Here is a 24766-nt window from a genome sequence, read left to right as displayed (position 1 = left end):
AATTCGCTAATTTCGCATTAAAATATCTTTTCTGACTTCATACTCTTCTTTTGAAATCGCGCCTTTTTGGTAAAGTTCATAAAGTGCTTCAACGCTTCTGATTTTTTCGGCATAATCAGCGTCTTTTGTTTCGCTAACATCGCCGTTAAGGTCTTCCACCCAAAGCCCTATAAAAAATAGATCAACTAACCACCAAATTCCCCAAAAAAGCAAAAAAACAAAACCGACCAAAAACCAAACGGTAAATGCCCCAAGCCAATAAAGTGCGATTTGAGCAAATCCACTTATAAATTTACCGCAGTAAATTCGGTGCAAACCACCGCCGATAGGAAGCCCAACCAAACCCAACAAACCGCCTAAAAACCAAAGCCCGTAAGCTATATAGTTATTTCGTATCATTTTGTTTTTCCTTTCTATAAATTTTGTAACTTTGCCACAAAAATATGACAATCGCCAAATCTATCATCACATCGGCAAAGTTAAAAACCGCAAACTCAAACCACTTATGCCACGCTACATAATCCACAACTCCGCCGTGAATAAAGCGATCTAGCACATTTGAAACGCCACCACCTAGCAAAATGCCAAAAGGAAGCCAATGTGCGTTAAATAGCTCTTTTTGGCTAAAAACATAGATAGCCAAAGCCCCAATCAGCCCAAGCTGAATAAATTTCAAATTCTCGCCCAAAAAGGCAAACATCGAAAACGCAACGCCTTTATTAAAAGTTAGTATTAGCGAAAAATACTCGCCATACCACCGAAAACCACCCAAAAATATAAATTTTATAAACTGATCAATCGCTAAAACAAGCGTAAAAATCAGAATAAATTTGATAAATTTTCTAGTCATTTAACGCTTTTTTGAAAAATTTTTCTGCTTCATCAGCCCATTTTTGTAGAGCTTTTTCATTTTTGCCTTCCAAAAGCAGCCTTATTAAATTCTCTGTCCCCGAATAGCGAAATAAAGTGCGAATTTTATCTTTTTTAATACCTGCTTCAAGCTCTTTTAACCCAGCGATTTTTTCAAGCGGTTTTTTATTTGTAATCTTTAAATTTCGCAAAATTTGCGGATAAGGCTTGATTAAATTTGCTAATTCACTAGCTTTTTTATTCATGCTTAGCATACAAGCTGCAAATTGAAGCGCAGAAGCGATCCCGTCGCCAGTTTTAGCATAATCGCCAAAAATCACATGTCCGCTTTGTTCGCCGCCGAAATTCGCCTTTTTTTCTTTCATCATTTCAAGCACAAATTTATCGCCCACACTGCACCTATGCACCTTTACGCCGTGTGAATTTAAAAAATCATCTAACGCGCCGTTACTCATCACGGTTGCGATGATTTGATCATTTTCAAGCTCGTTTTGCTCTTTTAAATAAAGCGCTAAAACCCCAAGCAAGGTATCGCCGTGTATTATCTCCCCGTTATCATCAACTACGACTAGTCTATCGGCGTCCCCGTCAAATGCAAATCCCACATCGGCTCTCAAACGCTTTACTTCACTTGCCAAATTTTGTGGAGCTAACGCACCACAATTTTCGTTAATATTTTTTCCGTTTGGTTCATCGCCAAGAACGATTATTTCAGCGCCAAGTTCGCTAAATACGGTCGGAGCGACTTTGTAACTAGCACCATTTGCACAATCAAGCACAATGCGAAGTCCGTGTAGAGTTTTGTGTTTTGGAAATGAATTTTTAAGCTGAACGATATATCTGCCGATGACATCATCAACCCTTTTTGCCACACCGATTTCCGTCATTTGCTTTCTAGCTTCGGCGATTAGCTCATCACTATAATAAATTTTTTCAATCTCGGCTTCTTCTTTTTCATCAAGTTTAAAGCCTGTGTGATCGAAAAATTTAATGCCGTTATCATAATATGGATTATGCGAAGCACTTATCATAATCCCTGCATCACAACGCATATCTTCTGTCAAAAACGCAATAGCAGGTGTTGGCATGGGACCTATTTGACGGACATTATAACCCACGCTTGTAAGTCCAGCCACAATCGCAGTTTCTATCATATAACCGCTTCGTCTTGTATCTTTTCCTACTAAAATCATATTCGTAACGGAATTTTTTCTAAAATAAATTCCTGCTGCCATAGCTAATCTCATAGCAAGTTCGGCTGTCAAAAACTCACCCGCTCTACCCCTGACACCGTCAGTTCCGAAAAGTTTCATAAATTTAATCCTTTTTTCAAAAAAATCAGGTAGTATTCTACCAAAAAATATTTAATCTTTATAAAATTACTTATTTAAATTTTTCTTAAATTAAGCATTATTTAAATAAATTATATGTATAATCTCCGACTTAAACTTATTTTTTAAAAGGGAAAATTATGGCAAACCATAAATCTGCTGAAAAAAGAGCAAGACAAACGGTCAAAAGAACCGAGAGAAATAGATTTTACCGCACAAGATTAAAAAATATGACAAGAGCGGTAAGAGAAGCAGTTGATGCTAAAAATATCGAAGCTGCCGAAGCTGCATTAAAAGTAGCAAATCAAAGCTTCCATAGCTTTGTAAGCAAAGGCTTTTTGAAAAAAGAAACAGCTTCTAGACGCGTTAGTCGCCTTGCAAAACTTGTAAATTCATTAAAAACTGCTGCTTAATTTTAAATTTATATGTTAGCCGATAAACTTCAACCGTTTTTGGATCGCTACGATGAGCTTTCGAAGCTTCTTAGCGATCCAAGTATCACTGCCGATATTTCAAATATGACAAAGCTCTCAAAAGAGCAAAGAAGTATCGAGCCTATCAAAGAAGCGGCTAATAGCTACATAAACACACTTAAAGAGATCGAAGAAAACAAAAGCTTACTTAGCGACCCCGAGTTTGGCGATCTCGCAAAAGAAGAGCTAAAAAATTTAGAAATTCAAAAAGAAAAACTTGAAGAAGATATAAAAATTCTGCTTCTTCCAAAAGATCCAAATGATGATAAAAATATCTTCCTTGAAATTCGCGCCGGAACCGGTGGCGATGAGGCTGCGCTTTTTGCGGGAGATTTGCTAGGGGCGTATTTGCGTTATGCTGAACTTCGCGGCTATAAATGCGAAATCGTAAGCCAAAGCGAAGGAAGCGTGGGCGGTTTCAAAGAAGTTATTTTGCTTGTTAAGGGCGACGGAGCGTATTCAAGGCTTAAATTCGAAGGCGGCACACACAGAGTCCAAAGAGTGCCTGAAACCGAAAGTCAAGGACGCGTGCATACCTCTGCTATCACGGTTGCTGTGATGCCTGAAATCGAAGATAGCGAAATCGAAATCAAAGAAAGCGATTTGCGTATCGATGTCATGCGCAGCTCGGGGCATGGCGGACAGTCTGTAAATACCACTGATAGCGCCGTTCGTATCACGCATATACCGACAGGTCTAGTCGTAACCAACCAAGACGGCAAAAGCCAACACAAAAACAAAGAAGCCGCGATGAAAGTGCTAAAAGCTAGGCTTTATGACTTGCAAGAGCAAGAACGCCTAGAAAAAGAGCGCGCCGAACGCAAAGATCAAGTCGGCACAGGCGATAGAAGTGGTCGAATTCGCACTTACAACTACCCGCAAAACCGCATTAGCGACCACCGCATAAATTTAACACTTTATCGTTTAGACGCGATAATGGCAGGCGGGCTTTTTGATGAAATCATCGATCCGCTCATCACAAACGCACAGGCCGAGCTTATCGCAAGTGCTGGTTTGTAAAATTTAAAAATTTATCTTAAATTTATTCATTTTAAACAAAATTTATTTAAAAATTTGCTATGCTTTTTTTAAATTTTAACCACAAGGATAGCCAAAATGGAAAAAGTTTTTATTTGTGTTGATGACAATGCGCTATTTCAGCCGGTTTGCGACTACGGAATTTATGTAGCTAAAACTATCGAAGCTGAGCCTGTTTTTATACATGTCATCGAAAGCCCTGAGCTTGGAGAGAATTTTTACGGACTTGCAGCTGGCGGTATCGTGCTTGGCGAAAAAGATATGGTCTTATCACAATACGGCACATTTGATGAAGATAGCAATAAAATCGATGAAGAAAAATCAAAGGCTATGCTTGAAAAATGCGTTGCTATGGCAGACGAACAAGGCGTAAAAGCTTCGACGATTTTGCGCGACGGCGATTTTTTGGACATCATCGAAGAATACAAAAATGAAGCCAAAATTTTTGTGCTTGGCATAAAAGGCACAAACAACGAAGATGTCGGCTTTAACGCAACAATGCTGATAAAAGAGATGAAAGTTCCTGCTCTATTAGTAAATAAAGATTTTAGCCCGATAAATTCGGTGCTTGTGGCATTTGATGGCACGGAAGCTGCCGTTAAGACGGTCAAATTCATAAAAGATGCAAAACTTTTGAAAAATGCAAAAAAATATGTCATAAATGTAAATAATAACGCCGAAGAATCGCAAAAAACGCTTGAAGTCGCAAGAGAAATTCTAAAAGGCGAAAATGCTGAATTTGTAAGCGTCTCAGGCGATGTTCCGGGCGATGAGATTATAAAATATCGTCGCGCAAATAATCTGGACTTAATCGCCACCGGCGCATTTAGCAAAGGCTTTTTCAAAAAGCTTATTTTAGGTAGCGTTTCGCAAGATATTTTGCAAAATGCCCTTGTGCCGATTTTGGTTTTGGCTTAGAATTCATTACTTTTGGTGGGCAAGGATGCCCACCATACCACTCATTTTTTATTCTCCTTTAAATTATTTTTTATTTTTATAAATAATACACTTAATACTGATATTGCAACAAAAAAACTTACAATAAAAACACTTTGAAATATTGCCACATAAAAAAATATTTCAAATTTACCACTCATTGTAATTTTTATGACTCTTATTCCATAATCAAAAGTATGTGTAACAATATAGCCACTACAATATATCCATATACCGCTACTTAAAAACAAACTAGCCAAAATAGCTGAAATTGGAACATTTTTTGCTTCATCTGAATTTATAATGGATAGACAAAACACATAAATCAAAAACAATAAACACAAAATCATCGCAAATACCCACACTACACTAGCATGGAATTTTATGACTTGTGGTATTTTGCTAACGCTTCCAAAAATTTTAATATTACTAAAAATTTGCTCCATAAAATTTACAAAGTCGGCACAATTTTTATTTGTATCTAAAATGTCAATAGGTGTAAAAAACACCGTAAAAAGCGAAGCAATATACAAAAACATACAAATCACAAAAGGAATTTTTAATGTTTTGTGAAGTTTATTTATGGCTTCTTTGTTTTCTGAATTATCATTTTTAAATTTTAAATTTTTAGTATTGTCTTCCAAATTTAACCCTTTTGTTTTCTTTGTCGTTGCAAAAATTTATGAAGCAAATTTAGCCTAAATTTCAATGTCGATTCCAACAGGGCAGTGGTCTGAGCCTGTGACTTCGCTCAAAATAAAAGCGTCTTTTAAATTCGCCCTTAGATCTTCGCTAATAAAAAAATAATCAATCCGCCAACCGACATTTTTCGCCCTTGCATTAAAGCGGTAACTCCACCACGAATACGCCACCTCGTCCCCACGAACGGCTCTAAAAGTGTCGATAAATCCGTGCGATAAAAGCTCATCTATCCACTCTCGCTCGATTTTTAAAAACCCGCTAGTTTGCGAATTTGCCTTTGGATTTTTTAGATCTATTTCCCTATGAGCGGTATTTACATCGCCACAAATGATGATTTTTCGCCCGTTTTTTCGCAACTCATCAAGATAAGCTAAAAATTTAGCGTAAAATTCGAGCTTAAATTTTAGCCTTTCATCGTCCTTCTGCCCGTTTGGAAAGTAGATATTAAAAAGGCTTATATCCTTAAAATCGTGCTGTAAAACCCGCCCTTCGGTATCATCATTAAAAAGCGATTTATGCGTAACACAAGGAAAATTATGCAAACTCATCACGCCACTATAACCAGCTCGTTTGGCCGAATTTGCACTCAAATTTGCAAAACCGAGATTATAAATTTCTTTTGGAATTTGCTCTTCGTTAAGCTTTGTTTCTTGAATTCCCAAAAAATCAGGCTTATACTCATCTAGCCACGCAAAGCCGTCTTTGGCAACCACCGCCCTAAGTCCATTTACATTCCACGAAATCAAACGCATAAACTAACCTTTACTAACAAATTTACTAACAAATCAAAAAATTCCTAAATGCTCACACAGAATTTTAAAGCCCAAAAATATCAGTATCAAACCACCTAAAATAAGGGCTTTTCGCTCGAAAATCTCGCCTGTTTTTTTGCCTATAAAAACAGCTAACAAACAAACTAACAAACAAACCAAACCGATGACAAAACAGGCGTATAAAATATTGATTTCGCTAAACGCAAAAGTTACCCCCACAGCCAAGGCATCGATACTTGTGGCAATCGCCCCTAAAATAAGCTCTTTTGTGCTTAAATTTATGCTGCATTCGCCTTTGTAGTGCAGCGCTTCTTTTATCATTTTTACTCCTAAAAAAGACAAAATTCCAAATGCCACAAAGTGGTCGATTTCGCTTATGAATTTAACAAAACTAATGCCGAGCAAAAAGCCAAAAACAGGCATAATCGCCTGAAAAATAGCATAAACAAATGAGATTTTAAACGCCTTTGCAAAGCTTAAATTTAAACACTTTGCGCCGTTTGCCACCGACAAAGCAGCGCTATCCATAGAAAGCGCAATCGCAATCAAAAATATTTCCACAAAAATTTCCTTAAATTTAAAACCTTGATTATACATTAAAAAATTTTTAGATAAAATAAAAGTTTTATTTTAAGAAAGATTAGCAAATTTATGAATTCAAACAAAACGCTTTTATCGGATTTTGCGCTTGTTTTTGTGGCGATTAGCTGGGGCGCGACATTTATGCTCGTGCAAAATGCGATAAATAAAATCGATGTTTTTAGCTTTTTATTTTGGAGATTTTTGATTTCTGCGATTTTAATGTGGCTGATTTCGCTCAAATTTGAGCTTAAATTTGATAAAAAATCGCTCATTTATGGCGGAATTTTGGGAATTTTTCTCTTTTTGGGTTTTGCATTTCAAACACTAGCTCTAAAATATACGCTCTCTTCAAGTGTTGCTTTTATAACGGGAATTTATGTCGTGTTAGTGCCTTTTTTGATGTTAGCTTTTTTTAAGCAAAAAGTGCGTTTGTTTGCGTTTTTGGGTGCGTTTGTGGCATTTTTGGGACTTTATTTTTTAAGCGGCACTAAGGGCGTTAGCTTGGGACTTGGCGAAATTTTAACGCTAGTTTGTGCGTTTGCCTTTGCCTTTCAAATCGCACTAACAGGCGAGTTTGTAAAAAAAGCTAACATTTATGCGTTAGTTATCGCTCAGTTTGTTTGTGTTTGCGTTTTTAGCCTGATTTTAGCGATATTTTTATCACATGGTAACTACGAAAATTCTGTTAGTTTGTTAGGAAATTTAATATTTTCGTTTGAATTTGATTTTTTATTTGCTCTTATTATAACTAGCGTTTTTGCGACGGTTTTAGCCTATTTTATCCAAACTTTTGCGCAACTTTACACAAGTGCGACAAAAACAGTTTTGATTTTTGCGTTAGAGCCAGTAAGTGCTGGGATCATCGGCTATATTTTTGGCGAAAATTTATCAAATTTGCAAATTTTTGGCGCAGGTTTGATACTCTTTGGAATAATTCTTAGCGAACTAGGCAAAATTTTATTTTCAAAACCACGCTAAATTTGCTTTCTGCAAAAAAATGCAAAAACAAAAAAGCAAAGCGAAGCTATTAAAATGATACTAGCGCCACTTGTTAGGTTAAATTTGTAGCTCAAAATTAGTCCCCCGACACAAAAAACAGCCGAAATGAGCGTTGCATTTATCATCATAAAAAAGAGATTTTTTGAGATTTTTTCAGCTATAAAAGGCGGGATTGTAATGAGAGCAATTACCAAAATAAGCCCTACGACTTGTATGGCAGCAACCACGCTAAAAGACATCATCACAACGAGCAAATAGTAGAAAAATTCGGTTTTTACTCCACGAAGTTTTGCAAATTCCATATCAAAGCTAAGTGCTAAAAATTGACGATAAAATGTCAAAATCAAAAGCACAAAGATTATATCACAAATGCCGATAAATGTAAGTGTCGCCGAATTTACGGCTAAAATCGAGCCAAAAAGATAGCTCATCAAATCTGTATTATAACCCGGGCTTAAATCGATTAAAATAATTCCGATTGCCATACCAAATGCCCAAATGGCGCCGATTACAGAATCAAAGCGTTCTTTGTTTTTTTGCGTTATAAAGGCAACCAAAAGCGCTAAAAAAAGCGAAAACACACTAGCTCCCAAAAGCGGAGAAATGCCTAAAAAAAAGGCTAATCCAATCCCGCCATAAGCCCCATGTGCTACGCCGCCTGCGATAAATGACATTTTATTTATGACGATTAGGGAGCCGACAAAACCGCAAATAATGCTAACCAAAATTCCCCCTAAAAAGGCGTTTTGCATAAAATTTAGGCTTAACATTTCGCTCATTTTTGCCCCTTAAAAAAGCGAATTTGCGATGAATTTTGAAAAATTTGCGAATTTATAAATTTTGGAGCTTTGTTATCGTTTTTAAATTTATCGCTTTTTTCGCAAAATTCGCACTCTTTTGAAAAATCGCCGTCTTTGCCGTGCAAACAACCGCCACAGCCACACTCTTTTAGAGCTAGTTCAATGTCGCAAAAATGCTTGTGGTTGTGTTCTAAGTGGTGTAGGAAATTTTGCGTTTTTGCTTTTGAAATATCGTGCATTATTAGCTCTTTATTTGCCACATAGGCTGCCTTTGAGGCGTAACTTAGAGCTAAATTTATCTCATGGCTAACCATAATAATGCCGATACCGCCCAAATTTAGCTCTTTTAAAAGCTCAAAAATCTGCACTTGCCCCATAGTATCGATACTAGCAGTCGGTTCATCTAAAAGCAAAATTTTACTTTCCCCGCAAAGCGCCCTTGCGATATAAACTCTTTGTCTTTGTCCGCCTGAAAGCTCGGAAATACGGCTATTTGCAAACTCACCCATACCAACAAGCGCAAGTTTTTCAAGTGCGATTTTTTTATCACTACCAGAGTAAAAACCAAACATTTTTTTATCGATTAACCCGCTTAAAACGACTTCTAAAACGCTTATAGGAAAGGATTTTGACGAAGCTATGTATTGAGGGACATAGCCAATTTTTTGCAGATTTGCATTTGGGCTTTTGCCGTAAATTTTAACGCTTCCTGCGTTTGGTTTTAAAAGTCCCAAAATAAGCTTTAAAATAGTGCTTTTTCCACCGCCGTTTGGTCCAACGATAGCCAAAAAATCTTTTTTATTATAACTTAAATTTAAATTTTCAAAAACAACGCTTTCGCCGTAGGAAAAGTTCAAATTTTCTATCGTTAAATCGCTCAAAATTTAGCCTTTTTGCAAATTTAGCTTAAATTTTACCAAAAATTATTTTAAACTTTTTGAAATTATTTCTATTGTTTTTTTCATTTCATTTAGCCAATCACCGCTTAGATGATCGATTTCCTCGACATTTGCACCACTTGCTGCGGCAACTGTGATGGCTGCTTTTTTAGAAAATTGTGGTGCGACAAAAATCACTTTTACATTTTCTTCTTTTGCTTCTTCAATCAGTTTTGCAAGATCAGCCGGTTTTGGCTCTTTGCCTTCGATTTCAATGGCGATTTGCTCCAAATCATAACGAACGGCAAAATAGCCCCAACTTGGGTGATAAACGATAAATTTTGCATCTTTTAAATCTTTTAATTTTGCTTTTGCAAATTCGTCAAGTTCGTCAAGTTTTTTCTCAAATTCTGCAAAATTTGCACTGAATTTTTCGCATTTTTGTGTGTATTTTTCGCAAAGCGCGTTTAAGATATTTTTGCTTTGAGTTTTTACTAAAATCGGATCAAGCCAAATGTGTGGATCTAGATTTCCGTGTTCGTGGTGGGCGTCGTGGTCTTTATCATGATCGTGCTTATGATCGGCGTGTTTTTCATGGTCGTGGTCGCCGTGGTCGTGGTGCGAATTCATAGCGATTTTTTTGATATTTTCTTGCGTTTTTATAAATTTGACATTTTTAAAATCAGGTGCGATTTTTTTAAGCCAAATTTCGTCAAATTCAACACCGACTTCAAAATACAAATCGCTTTTTTCTAGCATTTTCATTTGAGACGGCTTAGGTTCGTAAGTGTGCGGATCTGCCGAGCTTGGCACCATGACATTTATTTCAAGCTCGTCTCCTGCGATTTGCTCGATAAAAAATTTCGTCGGCATTATCGTCGTGCTGACAATCGGTTTTGCCAAAACCAAACTAGAAATCGTTGCCATAAAAATTATTGATTTTTTCATTTTGAACCTTTTTTGAGAAAATGGCAAATGTTATCAAAAAAATAATTAATATCAAATTAATCGTAGAAAAATTTTGTTTTTTGCTATAATTTTCTAAAAAATTCGGAGTTTGCGATGAAAGAGAAAAATTTGTGGGACGAAAAGGCGAAAAATTACGATAAATTCGGCGGAAATTTAAGCGAATTTCAGATTAAATTTTTTGAAATTTTATCTAAATTTGGTGTTGATTTTAAAGATAAAACTCTCATTGATATTGGTTGTGGCACGGGAATTTATACGCTACATTTAGCAAAAATTTGCAAATTTGTTCTTGGAGTAGATAGTTCAAAAAATATGCTAGAAGAGCTTAAAAATTCTGCCAAAATGCAAAATATAACAAACATTAAAACTATTTTTAGCGATTTTAAAAATTTTAAAAGCAAAGATAAATTTGACATTGCGTTTTTGACTATGAGTCCTGCTTTGCAAAATGAAAATGACTTTATAAAATTTGCAAATTTGGCAAATTTTCGCATTTTTATGAACTGGGAAAAGCCACGAAATTCGACCTTACTAACGCCGTTTTTCGAAAAATTTGGTATGAAAAATAGAGAAAAAAAGCTAAACTCTACGGCAAATTTACTAAATTTTTTAAAAGACAAAAATATCCCTTTTCAAAGCGAAATTTTAAATGAAATTCGCCACAGCAAACGCGATTTTAACGACGCCTTTGCAAATATTTTGTGGCATTTAAAGATAAATAATTTTTCATATAACGAAGATGAAATAAAAAAAATGCTAGAATTAAAGTTTGAAAATGATTTCATAGAAGATGAAGTTGAAATTTGCGTTAGGATTATCCTATTTTAGGGGCGATGATGAGATTTGCTTTGATTTTTTTTAGCTTTGTTTTTTGCTTTTCTTCGGGGCTTTTTTCGCCGATAGAACCGCCGAAATTTGACAAAGAAAAGGCAAAGCTTGGCGAAAAACTCTATTTTGAAACCAAATTTAATGAAAATAAAATTTCGTGCGATCGCTGTCATAACATCTACCTAAATCAAAGCGGAACTTCAAAAGACAAAAATACGCCAACTATCTTAAATTCGGCTCTTTCGACGCTATTTTTCTCCAACGGCACAAACCAAAGCCTAAAAGAAAAAATAAAACGCTCACTTACTGCTAAACACGAATTAAACTCAAATCCAAGCACAATCGAATCGGTAGTTAGACTAAATTCAAACTACGCAGAAAGCTTTAAAAAACTTTATAAAGATGGCATAAATTTTGAAAATATCGCCGATAGTTTGGAACATTTTGTCAAAACTCTTGTAACGCCAAATTCAAAATTCGACCATTTTTTACGAAATGAGCTTAAATTAAATGAAGATGAACAAGAAGGTTATGGGCTGTTTTTAGATCTTGGTTGTGCCAGTTGCCACAACGGCGTAAATTTAGGCTCAAATAGCTTCCAAAAAGCAATAAATTCAAACGCCTTAGTCAAAGTTCCCACTCTTAGAAATATTACCAAAACTGCGCCGTATAGCGGCGACATAGAAAATTTATCAAGTGCGATTTTGCAAATGTCGATAAAAAAAATCAACACGACACTAAGCGATTATGAAATCGATAAAATCATAAAATTTTTAGAAACATTAAGCGGGGAATTGCAATGAAAAATAAATTTATACTGCTATTTATTATTATCTCGTTAGCGGCAAGTATTTTTTATGGCTTAAAATACTCAATTGTTTTAAACCATATATCAAATTTAATGGAAACTAGCCAAAAAATTCAATACATAATCCAAACAAATTCCAACATTAATAGTTATTTTGGTGATAAATTTGCAAATGTAAATTATGATGAATTAAACAAAAATATTCAACTTTTTAATGAAAACATGGAAGAACTTTTAAAATCCGATATTATTTTTAACGGAAATTTTGAAAAAAATCTAAAAGATGTAAATGCGCTTTTTGGTCAAAAAATCGGACTTATTTCGGAATTTAATACCCTAAATTCACAAACTTTGATCCTTATGAAAAATTTAGAACAATCTTTTGAAAAAATTGGCGACAAAAATCGCCTAAGCAAAATTTACAGCCAAATTTCGACCATAAATTATAAAAATAGCGATGAAATTTTAAATATTAAAAATCGAATAAAAGGATTTAGTCCTTGGGATACAAACGAAGCAGATTTTATTTCAATCGCAAACAACATCATAACAAATTTTGTAAAACTTAGCGAGATAAATAATCAAAAAAATCTAGCCATAGATAGTAAAATTTTTGGAATTCACAGCGAATTTACAGATTTTATTAATCAATATTACTCAGAGCTAAAATATGCAACAATCTTTTTCTTTTTGCTTTTTTTGACTTCAATGTGCGCTCTTTTGCTAATGGAAATTTTCTCTATTCGCCAAAGTGCGTTGTATCGTGCATTTAAAGAAATAGCCGATAAATCGTTTTGCTCCATTAGTATTTTGGATAAAGATTTTAAATTCAAATACGCAAATGAGCAGTTTCAAGATAGCACAAAATACAGCCAAAACGAGCTAAATGATAAAAAAATGGAAATTTTAAGCTCTTATGAATTTAGAGAAGGTTTTTACATTAGAATGTATGACAGCGTTAAAAAACTTGGAATTTTCGAACATAACGAGCTAGTCAGCAAAGGAAAAAACGGAAATTTGCTTTTTGAAAAAATGAGATTTTTTAAACTCCCTACAAAAGATACAAATTACGCTTACGGCGTTATAAAACTTGATCAATCTGCAAATAAAGACATAAAAGAAAAGCTCACAGATACCGAATTTGAGCTTTCAAATTCGGCGTTTTTAGACCATTTGACTGGCTTTGGAAATGAAGCTGCGCTTATGCTTCGTATCAATCAAAACGAACTTGGCAAAATAATTTACATAAATATCAACAACTTTACGAATTTGCGCTTTTTTTACAAAACAAATGTCATCAATGAAATTTTAACCCAATTTGCAAAAACGCTAAAACTCGCCATCGAAACACATCGCATAAATGCCCAAATTTTTCGTTTGCAGCTAGATGAATTTTGCCTTTGGTATAGCGGAGATGATATAAAAAAAGATGTTAAGTTTATAATGCAGTATTTCAACAACAAAATTTTTAGACTAAACAGCCAAACAAACGGGCTTGTTATGGCGCCGCTTGATATTACCATAGGTATTAGCACAGATCGCGATACGCCAAATACAAATAGACTTTATCAAGCTACCATAGCTCACCACGAAGCAAAGACAAAAAACGAAAATATGGGATTTTATAACACTGATAATATCATAGAAGCAAGATATTCGCACAACCAAATTATGACAAATACAATCCAACACGCACTGACAAATAACAAAATTTTCGTAGTTTGCCAACCAATTTTTGATATTAGTTATAAAAATATCGATAACGAATTTGAACCTGCATATTATGAAATTTTGGTTCGCCTTAGCGATGAAAACGGCAAAACCGTTATGCCAAGAGAGTTTTTAGATGTCGCAAAGCAAACCTCTTTTTATATCCAAATCACAAAATGTGTCATCGAAGAGACATTTAGACTGCTTGAAAAATTCCCAAATACGCACTTTTCGATAAATTTATCAAGCCTTGATATTTCAAATGCATTAATTAGAGATATTTTTATCCAAAATCTCAAATCATCGCAATACTGCTCAAATTTATGTATCGAAATTTTAGAAAGCGAAGATATACAAAGCTACGAAACGGTTGCAAATTTTGTTCGAAAAGCAAAAGAATTTGGCTGCAAAATCGCCATTGACGACTTTGCTAGTGGCTACTCAAACTACTACCGAATTTTGGCTTTAAATGTTGATTATATTAAAATCGATGGCTCAATCATCAAAAAAATCGCAATCGATTCAAACTCTCGCGCCATAGTTGAAACCATTGTATCGTTTGCCAAAAGACAAAATTACGAAATCGTGGCTGAATTCGTCGAAAATATCGAAACAATGGAGATTGTAAAATCATTAGGCATTAAATTTGTGCAAGGATTTTTGCTTGGTAAGCCAATGCCGGTTAGCTCAATCCCGCAAAGCTGGTGAGATTATTTAAAATTGAAACGAGCCTAGCTTTGGCAAATTAAGCAAGAGATTCTTCGCCTTGCGTTGCAAGGCTCAGAATGACGATAAAAATCATTGCGAGAATTTGCAAAGCAATTAAATCCAAAAATTTGCGAAGCAAATTTTATCGTAAAATCAAATTTATAAAAAAGTTATAAACTTTTTTATAAATTTGCCACGATAGAAGCGTGCAGGGTATGGGGGTTGTTAAGGGGGAAAGGGGCGCTTCGCAAGTCAGCCCCTTTCCCCCTTAAAAGAAATTTGAAAAATGAATAAATTTTTCAAAAAAATATCACAGCCAAACGCCGTTTTTGAAACGATAAACAAGCACAAAACCGCTTAAAATCGTAACTAAGAGCGAATTTGCAAAAAGTGAAAGCTTAAAATAAAAATCATCAAATTTGATATTTAAAAGTTTCGAAATAAAGGCATAAACGCCGGGCAAGGCACCTAAAAAAATCAAAATATAAATAGCATAACCGATATAATTATACTCTTTTTCAAGCATACAAAACGGGCATTTGTGCGTAGGAAGCTCGTAAATATAGGGCGAAAAAAATCGAATAAGCGCGTAAATACTAACAAAGACAAAAATCACGCTCAAAGCACTAAAAAGACTTTGTTTTCGCAAAATCGCACTAAATGCAAAAAGCGTAAAAATGCCGTAAAATGCACCCAAAATGAAAAAATCTTTATGGTAAAACGCATTAACGCTAAAATGCGAAGTTTTAAAAATTTCGCTACAACATTGAACGATATGGGTCGTTTTTATGCCGAAAAAATGCAGATATTCTAAGGCAATTTCGCAAAAAATAAAAATGAAAATAATGATAAAAAGCCTAAATTTCAGCTTCATAAATTTGCATGTTTTGGTTTTGAAATCTTGTGAATTTAGATAAATCCAACCGCTCAGCAAAAACAAATTTGTGATTTTAAAAAAAAGCAAATATGCACCAAATTCGGTTGCGTCGATGACGCCTACGGCGCACATAGCACCGGGTATTAAATTTGAAAGCTCATCAAGCACCCAGATAAAAAACAAAAATAGCGGCAACTTCACAAAAAGAGCGAATTTAACGATAGTTGAGACTAAATAGCTAGTTTGAGCCAGTTTGTATTGCTTTGGCGAAAGCAGATTTTCATCAAATTTAAAAGCGATTTTAACGCCGTAAAAAAGGGCAATCGTGCAAAAAAATAGCACCAAAGCTTCGCAAAATAAAAGTGTCATCACAAAAGGCTGATAGATTATCATTTTTTTAGCTCGTAAAAATTTGATACAATACTAGAATTTGCAATAATCGGATCGTGACTAGAAACGACGATCGTTTTGCCGTCATCTTTTAAATTTTCAAAATAGCTCATCAAATTTTTTGTCAAATTCTCGTCCAAACTAGCACTTGGTTCATCTGCCAAGATGATACTTGGATTATTTATCAAAGCCCTTGCTATCGCTACTCGTTGGCGTTCTCCGCCTGAAAGCTTCCCTACTAATAAATTTGCCTTATTCTCCAAATCAAATTTAGCCAAAAGCGAATTTGCAAACTCTTTTTTATCCTTTGTGCCATCGGGTAAAGCAGGAAGCAAAATATTATCCAAAACGCTTAAAGTTGGTATGAGATTAAAATTTTGAAATATAAAACCGATATTTTCACGCCTAAATTTAGACATAAATTTGATAGAAAGTTTGCAAATGCTTTCATCGTTTATGATGATTTCGCCCAAGCTTGGTCTATCAAAACCAGCTAAAAGTGATAAAAGCGTTGATTTACCGCTTCCGCTAACGCCTTTTATAACAAAAAATTCGCCCTTTTTGACGCTAAAATTTATATCTTTTAAAGCACAAAATTCGCTAACGCCGTTAGCGTAAATTTTACTAACACCACTAACGCTTATCATCGTAAAACCTCGCCTATATCGCGCACAGAAGCTTTGTAAGCAGGTATAATGCTAACTGCGACATACAAAGGAACGCTTAGCAAAAATAGCAACACAACAAGCTTAAAATCGAAAACGAAAATCAAATCAAAATCAAGTTTTAAATTTGAAAAACCGCTAAAAACTTCGCTTAAAATCGGTGCTTTTAAAAAATAAACAAAAAATATTGCCAAATTTAAAGCGATGAAAAATGTTAGCACCGATAAAATCGAAGCTTCGATAAGTTTAAATTTAATAATGTCCGAAATGTCCCAACCAAGCGCTTTTAAAATGGCGATTTCTCTTTTTTCTTCGCTACTAATTCCGCTTGATTTGTCATATAAGATTATCGCAAAAGCCAAAACCGAAGTCAGCAAAAGAGCTAAAAACCAACCGCTCTTAAAATCGTATAAATTTTCATATTTTCTTAGCATTTCACTTTTAGTAATAACCCTTAAATCCTGATGATACCTGCGAATTTTATCAGCCAAAAAATCAACTTCTGCTTTATTTGATATTTCAAGCAAAATGTCGCTAAACTGCCCGTTTGGCACACCTAAAATTTTCCTTGCATTTTCTTCGCTAAGTAAGATTATATCGTTATTTAAAAGCGAATTATGGCTTTTAAAAACCCCGCCTTTCCTAAGCGAAATCAAATCCCCGCTTGGCGTAAAAAACGGCACCAAAACCAAATCATGCGCCCTAAAATATTTTTGCAAAAATTCATAAACTCTCTTTGAAGCCACCATAAAATCGCCGTCAAAGTTATCTAAATTTGTAGCGATTTCATCAATTGATTTATCAAAATGTTTTTGGTAGCTTTGCACCCCAAAAAGCGTGAGATACACGCTTTCTCGCTCAAAGTGATACTGCCCCCAAATTCTAGGCTGCACGCTAGAAACAGAAGGCATTAGCAAAAACTCATCGACCATTTTCTCATCGATAAAATGAGCCTTTCCGCCGTAGTAGCGTTGCACCAAAATATCGGGTAAATTTGCACTAATGCCTTTGTATTCGGCTTTTAGCGAATTTGTGATAAAAATAACCGATGATAGTAAAAAAACCAAAATTCCAAAAATGATTGTGATTAAAATATTTTTTAATCCATGACGAAATATCGAATTTAGCGCATAATCAAAAATATTATTCATAGATTTTGCCTAAATTTGGCGTTAAAAACGATGAAATTTCACTCTCCCTAAAACCCGGATAAAAGCCAAAAATATCGTTAATCTCGCCAGAAAATATGTGTCTTGCGTAAAATTCGCCAAAGGCAAAAGATGAAAATCCTGTTAAATTTACAAATTTAGCCTTTTGGTTAAAATCTGTTTGCCTGCCTTGCAAAAACGCGATTTGCACCGCCAAAACGGCAAACACCGCAAACACAAGAATACAAAATTTTTTATTCACAACTGCCGCCGTTAAGTCTGCAAACGATTTGTTTGCTAATCTCATCAAATTTCAAAATCGCCTCGCCCCTATGATCTAGTTTAAAGCTTTTTGCGCTATCTTCATCACCAAAAGGGATTAGCTCATTTCCCATAGGACCAAGAACATCGCTTCCGACGACAAAAAACGCGCTTTTTGCGTCAATCGCATTTTGCGTGTAGTAATCGCTCACTTGAATTTTAGCGATTTTTGCGTCTTTAAATCCATATTTTGCAGGTTCAAAAATAAATTTCATCATATCTTTTACGCCGTCAAATGCTGCGTATTCGCCATTTTCAAAAGAAATTTTGGCTGCCCACTCCTTATGCTTATGCACAAACATACCGCAAACTGGGCATTTATCGCTTTCTTTTACCACTATTTTTTCGCCGTCAGCGTGTTTTTGCCTGTCCCAAAGGTAGCGTAAAACAGGTTGGGCTTCTTTTTCTGTGATATTTTCGCATTTTGCGTAAATTTCGGCTTTTAAAGCTCTAACGCTATCAAATTCACTCAAATTTATCTCTTTGCATTTTGACTTATAAACCTTTTCGCCCATAGGATAAACCATTTTTTGCATTCTCATTTTTCGCTCGGCATTATCTGTTTTTATGGCTTCTTTTGCGATTTTAAGCGTATCTTGATAATTTTTTATCTCGCCGCCGTAAATTTTAGCAAATTCTTTTGCGTCGTTTTCGTTTTCAAATGCTAGTTTGCTAACTTTTGCCATAGTGCCATTTACACTACTTCCGACCACATAAAAAGCCAAAACAGCAGGGATTAATTTTTGCGAATTTGCATCAACCACCATCGCATTTTCTAAATTTGCGCCCCTTTGCTCGTTATCGACAATCAAACAACGCATAGAACAATAATGCGTCTTTGTTCCGTCGTCCAAATGCGAAGCGTGGCTCGTTTTGTAATAATTTTGAATTTTCATACCGCAAACCGGACAAAATTCTTTTCCGTCGCCGTCTTGCAAAATAGTAGCATTTTCATCGCCCATTTTGCTAAATTCGTGGGCGTTTGCAAAAACGCACAGACAAAGAAAAACCAAAACAAATTTGACAAATTTCATATAAAATTCCCTTTTGAAAAATAAGTTCGAAATTGTATCATTTTAAATTTAATTATCAATAAATTCGCCAATCAATCTCATTTTTGTTATGCGATTTTAAGTATTCGTTGCATTTTTTAAAGTGGTTACAGCCAAAAAACGCTCCACCGGCTAAGGGGCTTGGGTGGGCTGCTTTTAAAACCAAATGGCAATTTTCGTCAATCAAATTCGCTTTTGCTTTTGCGTAATTTCCCCACAGCATAAAAACTAAATTTTGCCTTTTTTGGCTTAAAATTTTTATAACACTATCGGTAAAAATTTGCCAACCAAATTTGGAGTGCGAATTTGGCTTGTTCGCGGCTACGCTTAGGCTTGAATTTAAAAGCAAAACGCCCTGCTTCGCCCAGTTTGTCAAATCTCCGTTTTTTGGAATTTCATATCCAAATTCCATTTGCAACTCTTTAAAAATATTGATTAGGCTTGGCGGAATTTTGACACCCTTTGGCACAGAAAAACTAAGCCCCATTGCTTGATTTACCCCATGATACGGGTCTTGCCCCAAAATCACAACTTTTACTTCATCAAAGGGAGTAATATTAAAAGCGTTAAAAATTAGCTCACTTGGCGGAAAAACAACTTCATTTTTTTTCGCATTTATCAAATTTTCTTTGATTTGCAAAAAATACGGCGATAAAAATTCATCTCTTAGCTCATTTTTCCAACTTTTTTCGATTTTAACATTTTCGAGTTTTATCTGCATTTTTCGCCTTTTGTTTTAAATCATAAAATTATAGCAAAAATTTTTTGTTACTTTTTTATATAAATTTATTTTTTTTCGCTATTATATCAGCTAAATTTTTTAAGGAGAAAAAATGAAAAAATTCACTCTTATAGCTTCATCTTTGGCTGTGGCTTTTAGCCTAGCAAACGCAAAAGAAGTCGTTATCGGCGTTGTTTTACCTATGACCGGTGCTGCTGCAACTTATGGTCAAACTGCTTGGCAAGGCGTTGAACTTGCAAATAAAATGCAACCAACCCTAGCAAACGGCGATAGCGTAAAAGTCGTGCTAGTAGATAGCAAAAGCGATAAAGTCGAAACCGCAACAGGTGCAACAAGACTTATCGATCAAGACAAAGCTGTCGCACTAATCGGCGAAATGATCACAGGCAACACTCAACAAATTTTGCAAATCGCTGATGCGAAAAAAATCCCGGCCGTTGCCCCTGCTGCGACAGCAGATAAACTTTTAGACACCGTAAAATTCGGCTCACGCGTAACTTTCCAAGATTCTATTCAAGGCGAAGTTGCTGCTGATTTTGCTACAAAATCAAATTTGAAAAATGCCGTTGTAGTGGCTGATCAAACTACTGCTTACTCACTTGGTCTTGCAAAAGCATTTGAGAAAAAATTCACAGCTAACGGCGGAAAGGTCGTAAAAAAACTAAACATTAGCTCAGGCGATAAAGATTTCAAAGCAGTTGCTTCCCAAATCGCGACACTAAATCCTGAGTTTGTTTATATTCCGTTTTACTACACAGAAGCGGCACTTCTTGTTCGCCAAGCCAAACAAATCGGCGTAAATGCTGTATTTGTAGGAAGTGATGGTATCGGAAACCAAACTTATATCGATCTTGGTGGCGAAGCTGTAAATGGCACGATCTTTACCGATGTTTTTGACTACACAAAACCAGAAACCAAACTTAGCGAAGATTTCGTAAATGAATTCGAAAAAGCTAACGGCAACCGCGAAGTAGCGGGTTTTACAGCCCTTGGTGCTGATACATATTTTATCTTGGTAAATGCTCTAAATAAATGCGAAGATCAAAGTGGCGAGTGCATAAATAACGCACTTCATTCAACTTCTAACTTCGAAGGCGTTTCAGGCACAATCAGCCTTGATGAAAAGGGAAATGCAACTAGAAGCGTTGTTTTAAAAGTTATTGAAAATCAAAAACCTGTGTACAAAGATACGATTATCCCAAGCAAATAATTTTTTGATATTCTAAATTTCACCGAATTTTTTCAAATTCGGTGAAATTCTTTTTTTATAATTAAACCAGCCTAGCTTTCACGCCAAATTTGCAACAATAGACGAAAAAAGTCTTATCTTTTGCAAATTTGGCGTGAAATCGTCGGCATAAATTTATCAAAATTTGCATTGAATTATTTTGTAAATCCAAATTTACTTCCACTGTCATTGCGAGACCACGAAGTGGTCGTGGCAAAATGAGCGTAGCGAAGCAAAGCAATCGCCAATGGTTAAATTTAGAATTTGGTTTTTATCAAAAATTTATAAAATTTGATTGTTTTAAATTCTGTAAATTTGCATAATTTTTGGCGGGTAAAAATACTGCCCTACGATATTAAAAAATTCACAAATTCCACAAAGTTACAAAAATTTTCAAATTAAAGTAAGCTTTTATAACAATTTTGATAAAATATTAGGTTATTTTAAATTTACGGAAGTTTTTATGGATAGCTTGTTATTTTTTCAGCAGATGATCAACGGATTTAGCCTTGGTTCGATGTATGCGCTCATCGCTATCGGCTACACGATGGTTTATGGCGTTTTACGGCTCATAAACTTCGCTCACGGCGACATTATGATGGTAGGGGCTTATACTGCACTTTTTGGGATTGCAAATTTGCATATTCCGTTTGCTTTTTCTTTGCTTTTTGCCGTTACGATTGCCGTGCTTCTTGGCGTTAGTATCGATAAAGTCGCCTATAAACCTTTGCGAGAAGCACCGCGAATTTCACTTTTGATAACCGCAATCGGCATTAGCTTTTTGCTTGAAAACCTTTTCAATGTCATTTTTGGCGGCACACCACGCCTTTTTCCGGTGCCTGAATTTTTCGAAAAAATCGTGCAAATCGGTGGCATAAATATCACCATGAGTGCTATTTTGGTACCGATTTTAACGCTTGTTTTATTAAGCGTTGTTTTGATGATTTTATTTAAAACCAAATACGGCATGGCGATTCGCGCCCTAGCTTTTGACATAAAAACGGTAAATTTAATGGGGATTAGCTCAAATTTTATCATCTCAATCGTCTTTGCATTAGGTTCAGCCTTAGCAGCAGTGGGCGGCGTTTTTTGGGCGATAAGCTATCCGTCCGTTGATCCGTTAATGGGCGTATTAATTGGCTTAAAAGCCTTTGCCGCAGCCGTTCTTGGCGGTATCGGAAGCGTTACAGGGGCAGTTCTTGGCGGATTTATCATAGGTTTTACAGAAGTTGTCGCGGTGGCACTTTACCCTGATCTTGGCGGTTTTAAAGACGCATTTGCCTTTATATTTTTGATTTTTGTTTTGCTTTTTAAACCGACGGGAATTTTAGGCATAAATTTTGAGAAAAGTAGGTTTTAACGATGAATTTTGTAAAGAAAAAACTACTTCATTTTGCTTTTTTTGCTATTGCAGTTGGCTTTATTTTGGTGGCTCATTTTTATTTTAGCGATTACGGCAAAAGTATCGCAAACAATATCGCGATTTTCATCATTTTAGCCATTAGTTATAACCTTATAAATGGCGTTACAGGGCAGTTTAGCTTAGAGCCAAACGGCTTTGTCGCAGTCGGAGCCTATGTGGCGGCTTTGATACTGCTAAATGCGGACGCCAAAGCATATCAGTTTGATTTAGAAGATCCTGCCCCTTTTATTTTAGCTATTCACTCATCAAGTTTTGTTTTTGCTATGCTTATGGGCGGAGTTTTTGCGACACTTTTAGCACTTATTTTATCGTTTCCTGTTTTTAGAGTTAGGGGTGATTATTTGGCGATTGTAACGCTTGGATTTGGTTTTATTATTCAGTTATTAGCCGTAAATTTCCCTGCCTACACAAACGGCTCTTTGGGTTTAATCGGAATTCAAAGCGTAGATGAAAACGGCGACAAAAGCGCTTACGCAAACATACTTTACACGGGATTTATTGCGATTTTGGCAGTTATTGTTGTGCTAAATTTGGTATATTCTAAATTCGGTAGAGCCATGAAAGCAGTCAGAGACGACGAAGACGCCGCACTCGCGATGGGAATTAATACCTTTGCCACTAAAACTACGGCATTTTGCACGAGTGCGTTTTTTGAAGGCGTGGGCGGTGTTTTGCTAGTGGGGCTTCTTGGAAGCGTTTCGCCTGAGCAATTTACATTTTTCTTTACATTTCAACTTCTAATCATCATCGTTTTAGGGGGACTTGGCTCAACAACAGGAGCGATTATCGGCACGATTTTGGTTATGGGCGGGTCTGAGTGGCTAAGATTTTTAGATGAGCCTATGAATATTTTTGGATACACCACACCTGCAATGCCGGGACTTAGAATGGTAGTTTTCTCTATCATTTTAATCCTTGTTATGCTTTTTGCTAGAAGCGGTATCATGGGGCGAAACGAGCTAACAGACATCATCGAAAAAGCCAAAAATATCAAAAAAATTAAAATACTAAATCGTTTGCGACCTGCTAAACTTCGCAGCAAAAAAGGTGGCGAAAAATGATACTCGAACTAAAAAATATCAGCAAAAAATTTGGCGGTGTGCAAGCCATAAGCGATACTAGTTTTGGTATCGAAAAGGGCGAAATTTTCGGACTAATCGGACCAAACGGTGCCGGAAAAACGACAATGTTTAATATAATCACTGCCAGTTATATGCCAACGACAGGCGAAGTCATATTTGACGGCGTAAATTTAAAAGGGATAAAACCACATAAAATCGTAAATTTAGGCATTTCGCGCACATTTCAAAATATAAGACTATTTAGCTCTATGAGCGTTTTGGAAAATGTTTTAATCGGGCTAAATTCGGCAACAAAATACTCATTTGTCGAAGCGATTTTGCATTTTGGCAGATTTCACAAAAGCGAAAAAATCGCCAAAGCTAAGGCAATGGAAATTTTAAGCGAACTTGGCATTGAAAAATTCGCAAACGAAAAAGCCACAAGCCTAGCGTATGGAATTCAACGCAAAGTCGAAATCGCAAGGGCATTAGCAACAAATCCAAAGCTTTTATTACTCGATGAACCGGCAGCCGGAATGAATCCAAGAGAGAGCGATGATTTAGCAAATTTGATATTTGATTTGCGAAAACGAAAAAATTTAACGGTTTTACTCATCGAACACGATATGAAGTTTGTAAATCGCCTTTGTGATAGGGTTTTGGTGCTTGATTACGGCAAAGTTATTTTCGAAGGAAAACCAAGCGATGCGGCACGAAACAAAGATGTAATTTCGGCTTATTTAGGAGATGTTGATGATATCGGTTAAAAATTTACATGTTTTTTACGGACCTATCGAAGCGGTAAAAGGGATAAATTTTAGCGTTGGGACAGGCAAAATCGTAAGTCTAATCGGCTCAAATGGTGCCGGAAAAACCTCAACACTAAACGCACTTTTAAATTCAGTCAAACGCACAGGCGAAGTTACATTTTTGGGCTATCAAACAGAACGCCATAAAACTCACACGCTCGTAAAACAGGGCATTTCGCTGGTGCCAGAGGGCAGAAGAGTTTTTATAAATTTGACAATCGAAGAGAATTTAAAAATCGGAGCGTTTAATAACGAAGAAAACTACGAACATTTGCGTGATGCGATGTATAATTTCTTCCCTCGTTTAAAGGAAAAACGAAACCAACTAGCTGGAACTCTTAGTGGCGGCGAAGCCCAAATGTTAGCCATTTCAAGAGCGTTAATGAGCGAGCCAAAACTTTTAATGCTAGATGAACCAAGCCTTGGTCTAGCCCCAAAGGTCGTGGGAGAAGTTTTTGACATTATCGTTAAACTAAAAGAAGAAGGCATAACCATACTTTTAGTCGAGCAAAATGCTGTTTCTGCGCTTCGAATTAGCGATTATGCCTATGTTTTAGAAAACGGCTTAATCGCCCTTGAAGGGAATGCAAAAGATCTAATCGGCAACGATGAAATTCGCAAAAAATACTTAGGAATTTAAGTCGT

General features: G+C 35.8%; 27 protein-coding genes. 12 read left to right on the top strand and 15 right to left on the bottom strand.

Annotation, left to right across the window (positions count from 1 at the left end; all coding sequences use genetic code 11):
* Positions 1 to 6: 6 nt before the first annotated feature.
* From PF026_RS07625 to glmM, 3 genes are read right to left on the bottom strand one after another with little or no spacing between them, the layout of a single operon-like run.
* Positions 7 to 399, bottom strand: a complete 393-nt coding sequence (locus PF026_RS07625) for an SHOCT domain-containing protein (RefSeq protein WP_270864151.1) — start codon at positions 397 to 399, stop codon at positions 7 to 9.
* A complete protein-coding gene (gene lspA, locus PF026_RS07620; protein ID WP_270864150.1) occupies positions 386 to 850 on the bottom strand; it encodes a signal peptidase II in 465 nt (154 codons plus the stop codon). Before lspA ends, PF026_RS07625 begins: the two co-directional genes overlap by 14 nt.
* Positions 843 to 2183 carry a phosphoglucosamine mutase gene (gene glmM, locus PF026_RS07615; protein ID WP_270870464.1) on the bottom strand — a complete coding sequence of 447 codons (1341 nt, stop codon included), beginning with the start codon at positions 2181 to 2183 and terminating at the stop codon, positions 843 to 845. The genes lspA and glmM overlap by 8 nt, the downstream gene beginning before the upstream one ends.
* A 158-nt stretch (positions 2184 to 2341) precedes the next feature.
* Between glmM and rpsT the strand changes: the two genes are divergently transcribed.
* The 3 genes from rpsT to PF026_RS07600 all read left to right on the top strand — a co-directional run bounded on the left by rpsT (position 2342) and on the right by PF026_RS07600 (position 4630).
* Positions 2342 to 2614 carry a 30S ribosomal protein S20 gene (gene rpsT / locus PF026_RS07610; protein WP_270864148.1) on the top strand — a complete coding sequence of 91 codons (273 nt, stop codon included), beginning with the start codon at positions 2342 to 2344 and terminating at the stop codon, positions 2612 to 2614.
* A gap of 12 nt (positions 2615 to 2626) precedes the next feature.
* The gene (gene prfA, locus PF026_RS07605; protein WP_270870465.1) at positions 2627 to 3694 is read left to right on the top strand and encodes a peptide chain release factor 1; all 1068 of its coding nucleotides are present in this window, start codon (positions 2627 to 2629) and stop codon (positions 3692 to 3694) included.
* 96 nt (positions 3695 to 3790) lie between these two features.
* Positions 3791 to 4630 carry a universal stress protein gene (locus PF026_RS07600; protein ID WP_270870466.1) on the top strand — a complete coding sequence of 280 codons (840 nt, stop codon included), beginning with the start codon at positions 3791 to 3793 and terminating at the stop codon, positions 4628 to 4630.
* Positions 4631 to 4671: 41 nt separating this feature from the next.
* Here the strand turns inward: PF026_RS07600 and PF026_RS07595 are convergent, their stop codons facing one another.
* The 3 genes from PF026_RS07595 to PF026_RS07585 are packed head-to-tail and all read right to left on the bottom strand — an operon-like array spanning position 4672 to position 6684.
* Positions 4672 to 5292, bottom strand: a complete 621-nt coding sequence (locus tag PF026_RS07595) for a hypothetical protein (RefSeq protein ID WP_270870467.1) — start codon at positions 5290 to 5292, stop codon at positions 4672 to 4674.
* Positions 5293 to 5346: 54 nt separating this feature from the next.
* Positions 5347 to 6102 carry an exodeoxyribonuclease III gene (locus tag PF026_RS07590; protein WP_270870468.1) on the bottom strand — a complete coding sequence of 252 codons (756 nt, stop codon included), beginning with the start codon at positions 6100 to 6102 and terminating at the stop codon, positions 5347 to 5349.
* Between the two features lie 33 nt (positions 6103 to 6135).
* Complete coding sequence (locus PF026_RS07585; RefSeq protein ID WP_270870469.1) at positions 6136 to 6684, bottom strand: manganese efflux pump MntP; 549 nt, start codon at positions 6682 to 6684, stop codon at positions 6136 to 6138.
* Positions 6685 to 6774: 90 nt separating this feature from the next.
* On the opposite strand from PF026_RS07585, the gene PF026_RS07580 reads away from it, so the two are divergent.
* Positions 6775 to 7683, top strand: a complete 909-nt coding sequence (locus PF026_RS07580) for a DMT family transporter (RefSeq protein ID WP_270870470.1) — start codon at positions 6775 to 6777, stop codon at positions 7681 to 7683.
* On the opposite strand, the gene PF026_RS07575 is transcribed toward PF026_RS07580, so the two are convergent.
* Genes PF026_RS07575 through PF026_RS07565 form a run of 3 tightly spaced genes read right to left on the bottom strand, consistent with a single transcriptional unit; the run spans position 7680 to position 10330 of the window.
* Entirely contained in the window at positions 7680 to 8483 is an 804-nt protein-coding gene (locus PF026_RS07575; RefSeq protein WP_270870471.1) for a metal ABC transporter permease, read from the bottom strand. The genes PF026_RS07580 and PF026_RS07575 overlap by 4 nt on opposite strands.
* Entirely contained in the window at positions 8480 to 9385 is a 906-nt protein-coding gene (locus tag PF026_RS07570; RefSeq protein WP_306558753.1) for a metal ABC transporter ATP-binding protein, read from the bottom strand. The genes PF026_RS07575 and PF026_RS07570 overlap by 4 nt, the downstream gene beginning before the upstream one ends.
* 42 nt (positions 9386 to 9427) lie before the next feature.
* A complete protein-coding gene (locus PF026_RS07565; protein ID WP_270864141.1) occupies positions 9428 to 10330 on the bottom strand; it encodes a metal ABC transporter solute-binding protein, Zn/Mn family in 903 nt (300 codons plus the stop codon).
* Between the two features lie 114 nt (positions 10331 to 10444).
* On the opposite strand from PF026_RS07565, the gene PF026_RS07560 reads away from it, so the two are divergent.
* The 3 genes from PF026_RS07560 to PF026_RS07550 are packed head-to-tail and all read left to right on the top strand — an operon-like array spanning position 10445 to position 14405.
* Positions 10445 to 11179, top strand: a complete 735-nt coding sequence (locus tag PF026_RS07560) for a class I SAM-dependent methyltransferase (protein ID WP_270864140.1) — start codon at positions 10445 to 10447, stop codon at positions 11177 to 11179.
* Between the two features lie 8 nt (positions 11180 to 11187).
* Positions 11188 to 11982 carry a cytochrome-c peroxidase gene (locus PF026_RS07555; RefSeq protein WP_270864139.1) on the top strand — a complete coding sequence of 265 codons (795 nt, stop codon included), beginning with the start codon at positions 11188 to 11190 and terminating at the stop codon, positions 11980 to 11982.
* Complete coding sequence (locus PF026_RS07550) at positions 11979 to 14405, top strand: sensor domain-containing phosphodiesterase (protein ID WP_270864138.1); 2427 nt, start codon at positions 11979 to 11981, stop codon at positions 14403 to 14405. The genes PF026_RS07555 and PF026_RS07550 overlap by 4 nt, the downstream gene beginning before the upstream one ends.
* A 310-nt stretch (positions 14406 to 14715) precedes the next feature.
* Here PF026_RS07550 and PF026_RS07545 read toward each other — a convergent pair whose 3' ends face one another.
* Genes PF026_RS07545 through ung form a run of 6 tightly spaced genes read right to left on the bottom strand, consistent with a single transcriptional unit; the run spans position 14716 to position 19579 of the window.
* Entirely contained in the window at positions 14716 to 15675 is a 960-nt protein-coding gene (locus tag PF026_RS07545) for a hypothetical protein (protein ID WP_270864137.1), read from the bottom strand.
* Entirely contained in the window at positions 15672 to 16319 is a 648-nt protein-coding gene (locus tag PF026_RS07540; protein WP_270864136.1) for an ABC transporter ATP-binding protein, read from the bottom strand. The genes PF026_RS07545 and PF026_RS07540 overlap by 4 nt, the downstream gene beginning before the upstream one ends.
* Positions 16316 to 17488 carry an ABC transporter permease gene (locus PF026_RS07535; RefSeq protein ID WP_270864135.1) on the bottom strand — a complete coding sequence of 391 codons (1173 nt, stop codon included), beginning with the start codon at positions 17486 to 17488 and terminating at the stop codon, positions 16316 to 16318. The genes PF026_RS07540 and PF026_RS07535 overlap by 4 nt, the downstream gene beginning before the upstream one ends.
* Positions 17481 to 17747, bottom strand: a complete 267-nt coding sequence (locus PF026_RS07530; RefSeq protein ID WP_270864134.1) for a hypothetical protein — start codon at positions 17745 to 17747, stop codon at positions 17481 to 17483. Before PF026_RS07530 ends, PF026_RS07535 begins: the two co-directional genes overlap by 8 nt.
* Complete coding sequence (locus PF026_RS07525) at positions 17740 to 18840, bottom strand: nitrous oxide reductase accessory protein NosL (protein ID WP_270864133.1); 1101 nt, start codon at positions 18838 to 18840, stop codon at positions 17740 to 17742. Before PF026_RS07525 ends, PF026_RS07530 begins: the two co-directional genes overlap by 8 nt.
* A gap of 55 nt (positions 18841 to 18895) precedes the next feature.
* Positions 18896 to 19579 carry a uracil-DNA glycosylase gene (gene ung, locus PF026_RS07520; protein ID WP_270864132.1) on the bottom strand — a complete coding sequence of 228 codons (684 nt, stop codon included), beginning with the start codon at positions 19577 to 19579 and terminating at the stop codon, positions 18896 to 18898.
* Positions 19580 to 19691: 112 nt separating this feature from the next.
* On the opposite strand from ung, the gene PF026_RS07515 reads away from it, so the two are divergent.
* From PF026_RS07515 to PF026_RS07495, 5 genes are all read left to right on the top strand, one after another.
* Entirely contained in the window at positions 19692 to 20810 is a 1119-nt protein-coding gene (locus PF026_RS07515) for an ABC transporter substrate-binding protein (RefSeq protein WP_270864131.1), read from the top strand.
* A gap of 481 nt (positions 20811 to 21291) precedes the next feature.
* The gene (locus tag PF026_RS07510; protein WP_270864130.1) at positions 21292 to 22188 is read left to right on the top strand and encodes a branched-chain amino acid ABC transporter permease; all 897 of its coding nucleotides are present in this window, start codon (positions 21292 to 21294) and stop codon (positions 22186 to 22188) included.
* 2 nt (positions 22189 to 22190) lie between these two features.
* Positions 22191 to 23312 carry a branched-chain amino acid ABC transporter permease gene (locus tag PF026_RS07505; RefSeq protein ID WP_270864129.1) on the top strand — a complete coding sequence of 374 codons (1122 nt, stop codon included), beginning with the start codon at positions 22191 to 22193 and terminating at the stop codon, positions 23310 to 23312.
* A complete protein-coding gene (locus tag PF026_RS07500) occupies positions 23309 to 24079 on the top strand; it encodes an ABC transporter ATP-binding protein (protein WP_270861040.1) in 771 nt (256 codons plus the stop codon). Before PF026_RS07505 ends, PF026_RS07500 begins: the two co-directional genes overlap by 4 nt.
* Positions 24066 to 24761 (top strand): ABC transporter ATP-binding protein, encoded by a 696-nt coding sequence (locus tag PF026_RS07495; RefSeq protein ID WP_270861041.1) that lies wholly within the window; start codon positions 24066 to 24068, stop codon positions 24759 to 24761. The genes PF026_RS07500 and PF026_RS07495 overlap by 14 nt, the downstream gene beginning before the upstream one ends.
* Positions 24762 to 24766: the final 5 nt, after the last annotated feature.

Origin of the sequence: Campylobacter sp. CS_NA3, assembly GCF_027797495.1 — a bacterium.
In the GTDB taxonomy this organism is placed as follows: Bacteria; Campylobacterota; Campylobacteria; order Campylobacterales; family Campylobacteraceae; genus Campylobacter_B.
The sequence above is the reverse complement of the archived record's forward strand: the minus strand, read 5'-3'. Positions and strand labels throughout refer to the sequence as shown.

Excerpts from the sequence above, each read along its gene's own strand:
- PF026_RS07625 (WP_270864151.1), bottom strand. The coding sequence starts at position 399 with ATGATACGAAATAACTATATAGCTTACGGGCTTTGGTTTTTAGGCGGT.
- lspA (WP_270864150.1), bottom strand. The coding sequence starts at position 850 with ATGACTAGAAAATTTATCAAATTTATTCTGATTTTTACGCTTGTTTTA.
- glmM (WP_270870464.1), bottom strand. The coding sequence starts at position 2,183 with ATGAAACTTTTCGGAACTGACGGTGTCAGGGGTAGAGCGGGTGAGTTT.
- rpsT (WP_270864148.1), top strand. The coding sequence starts at position 2,342 with ATGGCAAACCATAAATCTGCTGAAAAAAGAGCAAGACAAACGGTCAAA.
- prfA (WP_270870465.1), top strand. The coding sequence starts at position 2,627 with ATGTTAGCCGATAAACTTCAACCGTTTTTGGATCGCTACGATGAGCTT.
- PF026_RS07600 (WP_270870466.1), top strand. The coding sequence starts at position 3,791 with ATGGAAAAAGTTTTTATTTGTGTTGATGACAATGCGCTATTTCAGCCG.
- PF026_RS07590 (WP_270870468.1), bottom strand. The coding sequence starts at position 6,102 with ATGCGTTTGATTTCGTGGAATGTAAATGGACTTAGGGCGGTGGTTGCC.
- PF026_RS07580 (WP_270870470.1), top strand. The coding sequence starts at position 6,775 with ATGAATTCAAACAAAACGCTTTTATCGGATTTTGCGCTTGTTTTTGTG.
- PF026_RS07575 (WP_270870471.1), bottom strand. The coding sequence starts at position 8,483 with ATGAGCGAAATGTTAAGCCTAAATTTTATGCAAAACGCCTTTTTAGGG.
- PF026_RS07565 (WP_270864141.1), bottom strand. The coding sequence starts at position 10,330 with ATGAAAAAATCAATAATTTTTATGGCAACGATTTCTAGTTTGGTTTTG.
- PF026_RS07560 (WP_270864140.1), top strand. The coding sequence starts at position 10,445 with ATGAAAGAGAAAAATTTGTGGGACGAAAAGGCGAAAAATTACGATAAA.
- PF026_RS07555 (WP_270864139.1), top strand. The coding sequence starts at position 11,188 with ATGAGATTTGCTTTGATTTTTTTTAGCTTTGTTTTTTGCTTTTCTTCG.
- PF026_RS07550 (WP_270864138.1), top strand. The coding sequence starts at position 11,979 with ATGAAAAATAAATTTATACTGCTATTTATTATTATCTCGTTAGCGGCA.
- PF026_RS07545 (WP_270864137.1), bottom strand. The coding sequence starts at position 15,675 with ATGATAATCTATCAGCCTTTTGTGATGACACTTTTATTTTGCGAAGCT.
- PF026_RS07540 (WP_270864136.1), bottom strand. The coding sequence starts at position 16,319 with ATGATAAGCGTTAGTGGTGTTAGTAAAATTTACGCTAACGGCGTTAGC.
- PF026_RS07535 (WP_270864135.1), bottom strand. The coding sequence starts at position 17,488 with ATGAATAATATTTTTGATTATGCGCTAAATTCGATATTTCGTCATGGA.
- PF026_RS07525 (WP_270864133.1), bottom strand. The coding sequence starts at position 18,840 with ATGAAATTTGTCAAATTTGTTTTGGTTTTTCTTTGTCTGTGCGTTTTT.
- ung (WP_270864132.1), bottom strand. The coding sequence starts at position 19,579 with ATGCAGATAAAACTCGAAAATGTTAAAATCGAAAAAAGTTGGAAAAAT.
- PF026_RS07515 (WP_270864131.1), top strand. The coding sequence starts at position 19,692 with ATGAAAAAATTCACTCTTATAGCTTCATCTTTGGCTGTGGCTTTTAGC.
- PF026_RS07510 (WP_270864130.1), top strand. The coding sequence starts at position 21,292 with ATGGATAGCTTGTTATTTTTTCAGCAGATGATCAACGGATTTAGCCTT.
- PF026_RS07505 (WP_270864129.1), top strand. The coding sequence starts at position 22,191 with ATGAATTTTGTAAAGAAAAAACTACTTCATTTTGCTTTTTTTGCTATT.
- PF026_RS07500 (WP_270861040.1), top strand. The coding sequence starts at position 23,309 with ATGATACTCGAACTAAAAAATATCAGCAAAAAATTTGGCGGTGTGCAA.
- PF026_RS07495 (WP_270861041.1), top strand. The coding sequence starts at position 24,066 with ATGATATCGGTTAAAAATTTACATGTTTTTTACGGACCTATCGAAGCG.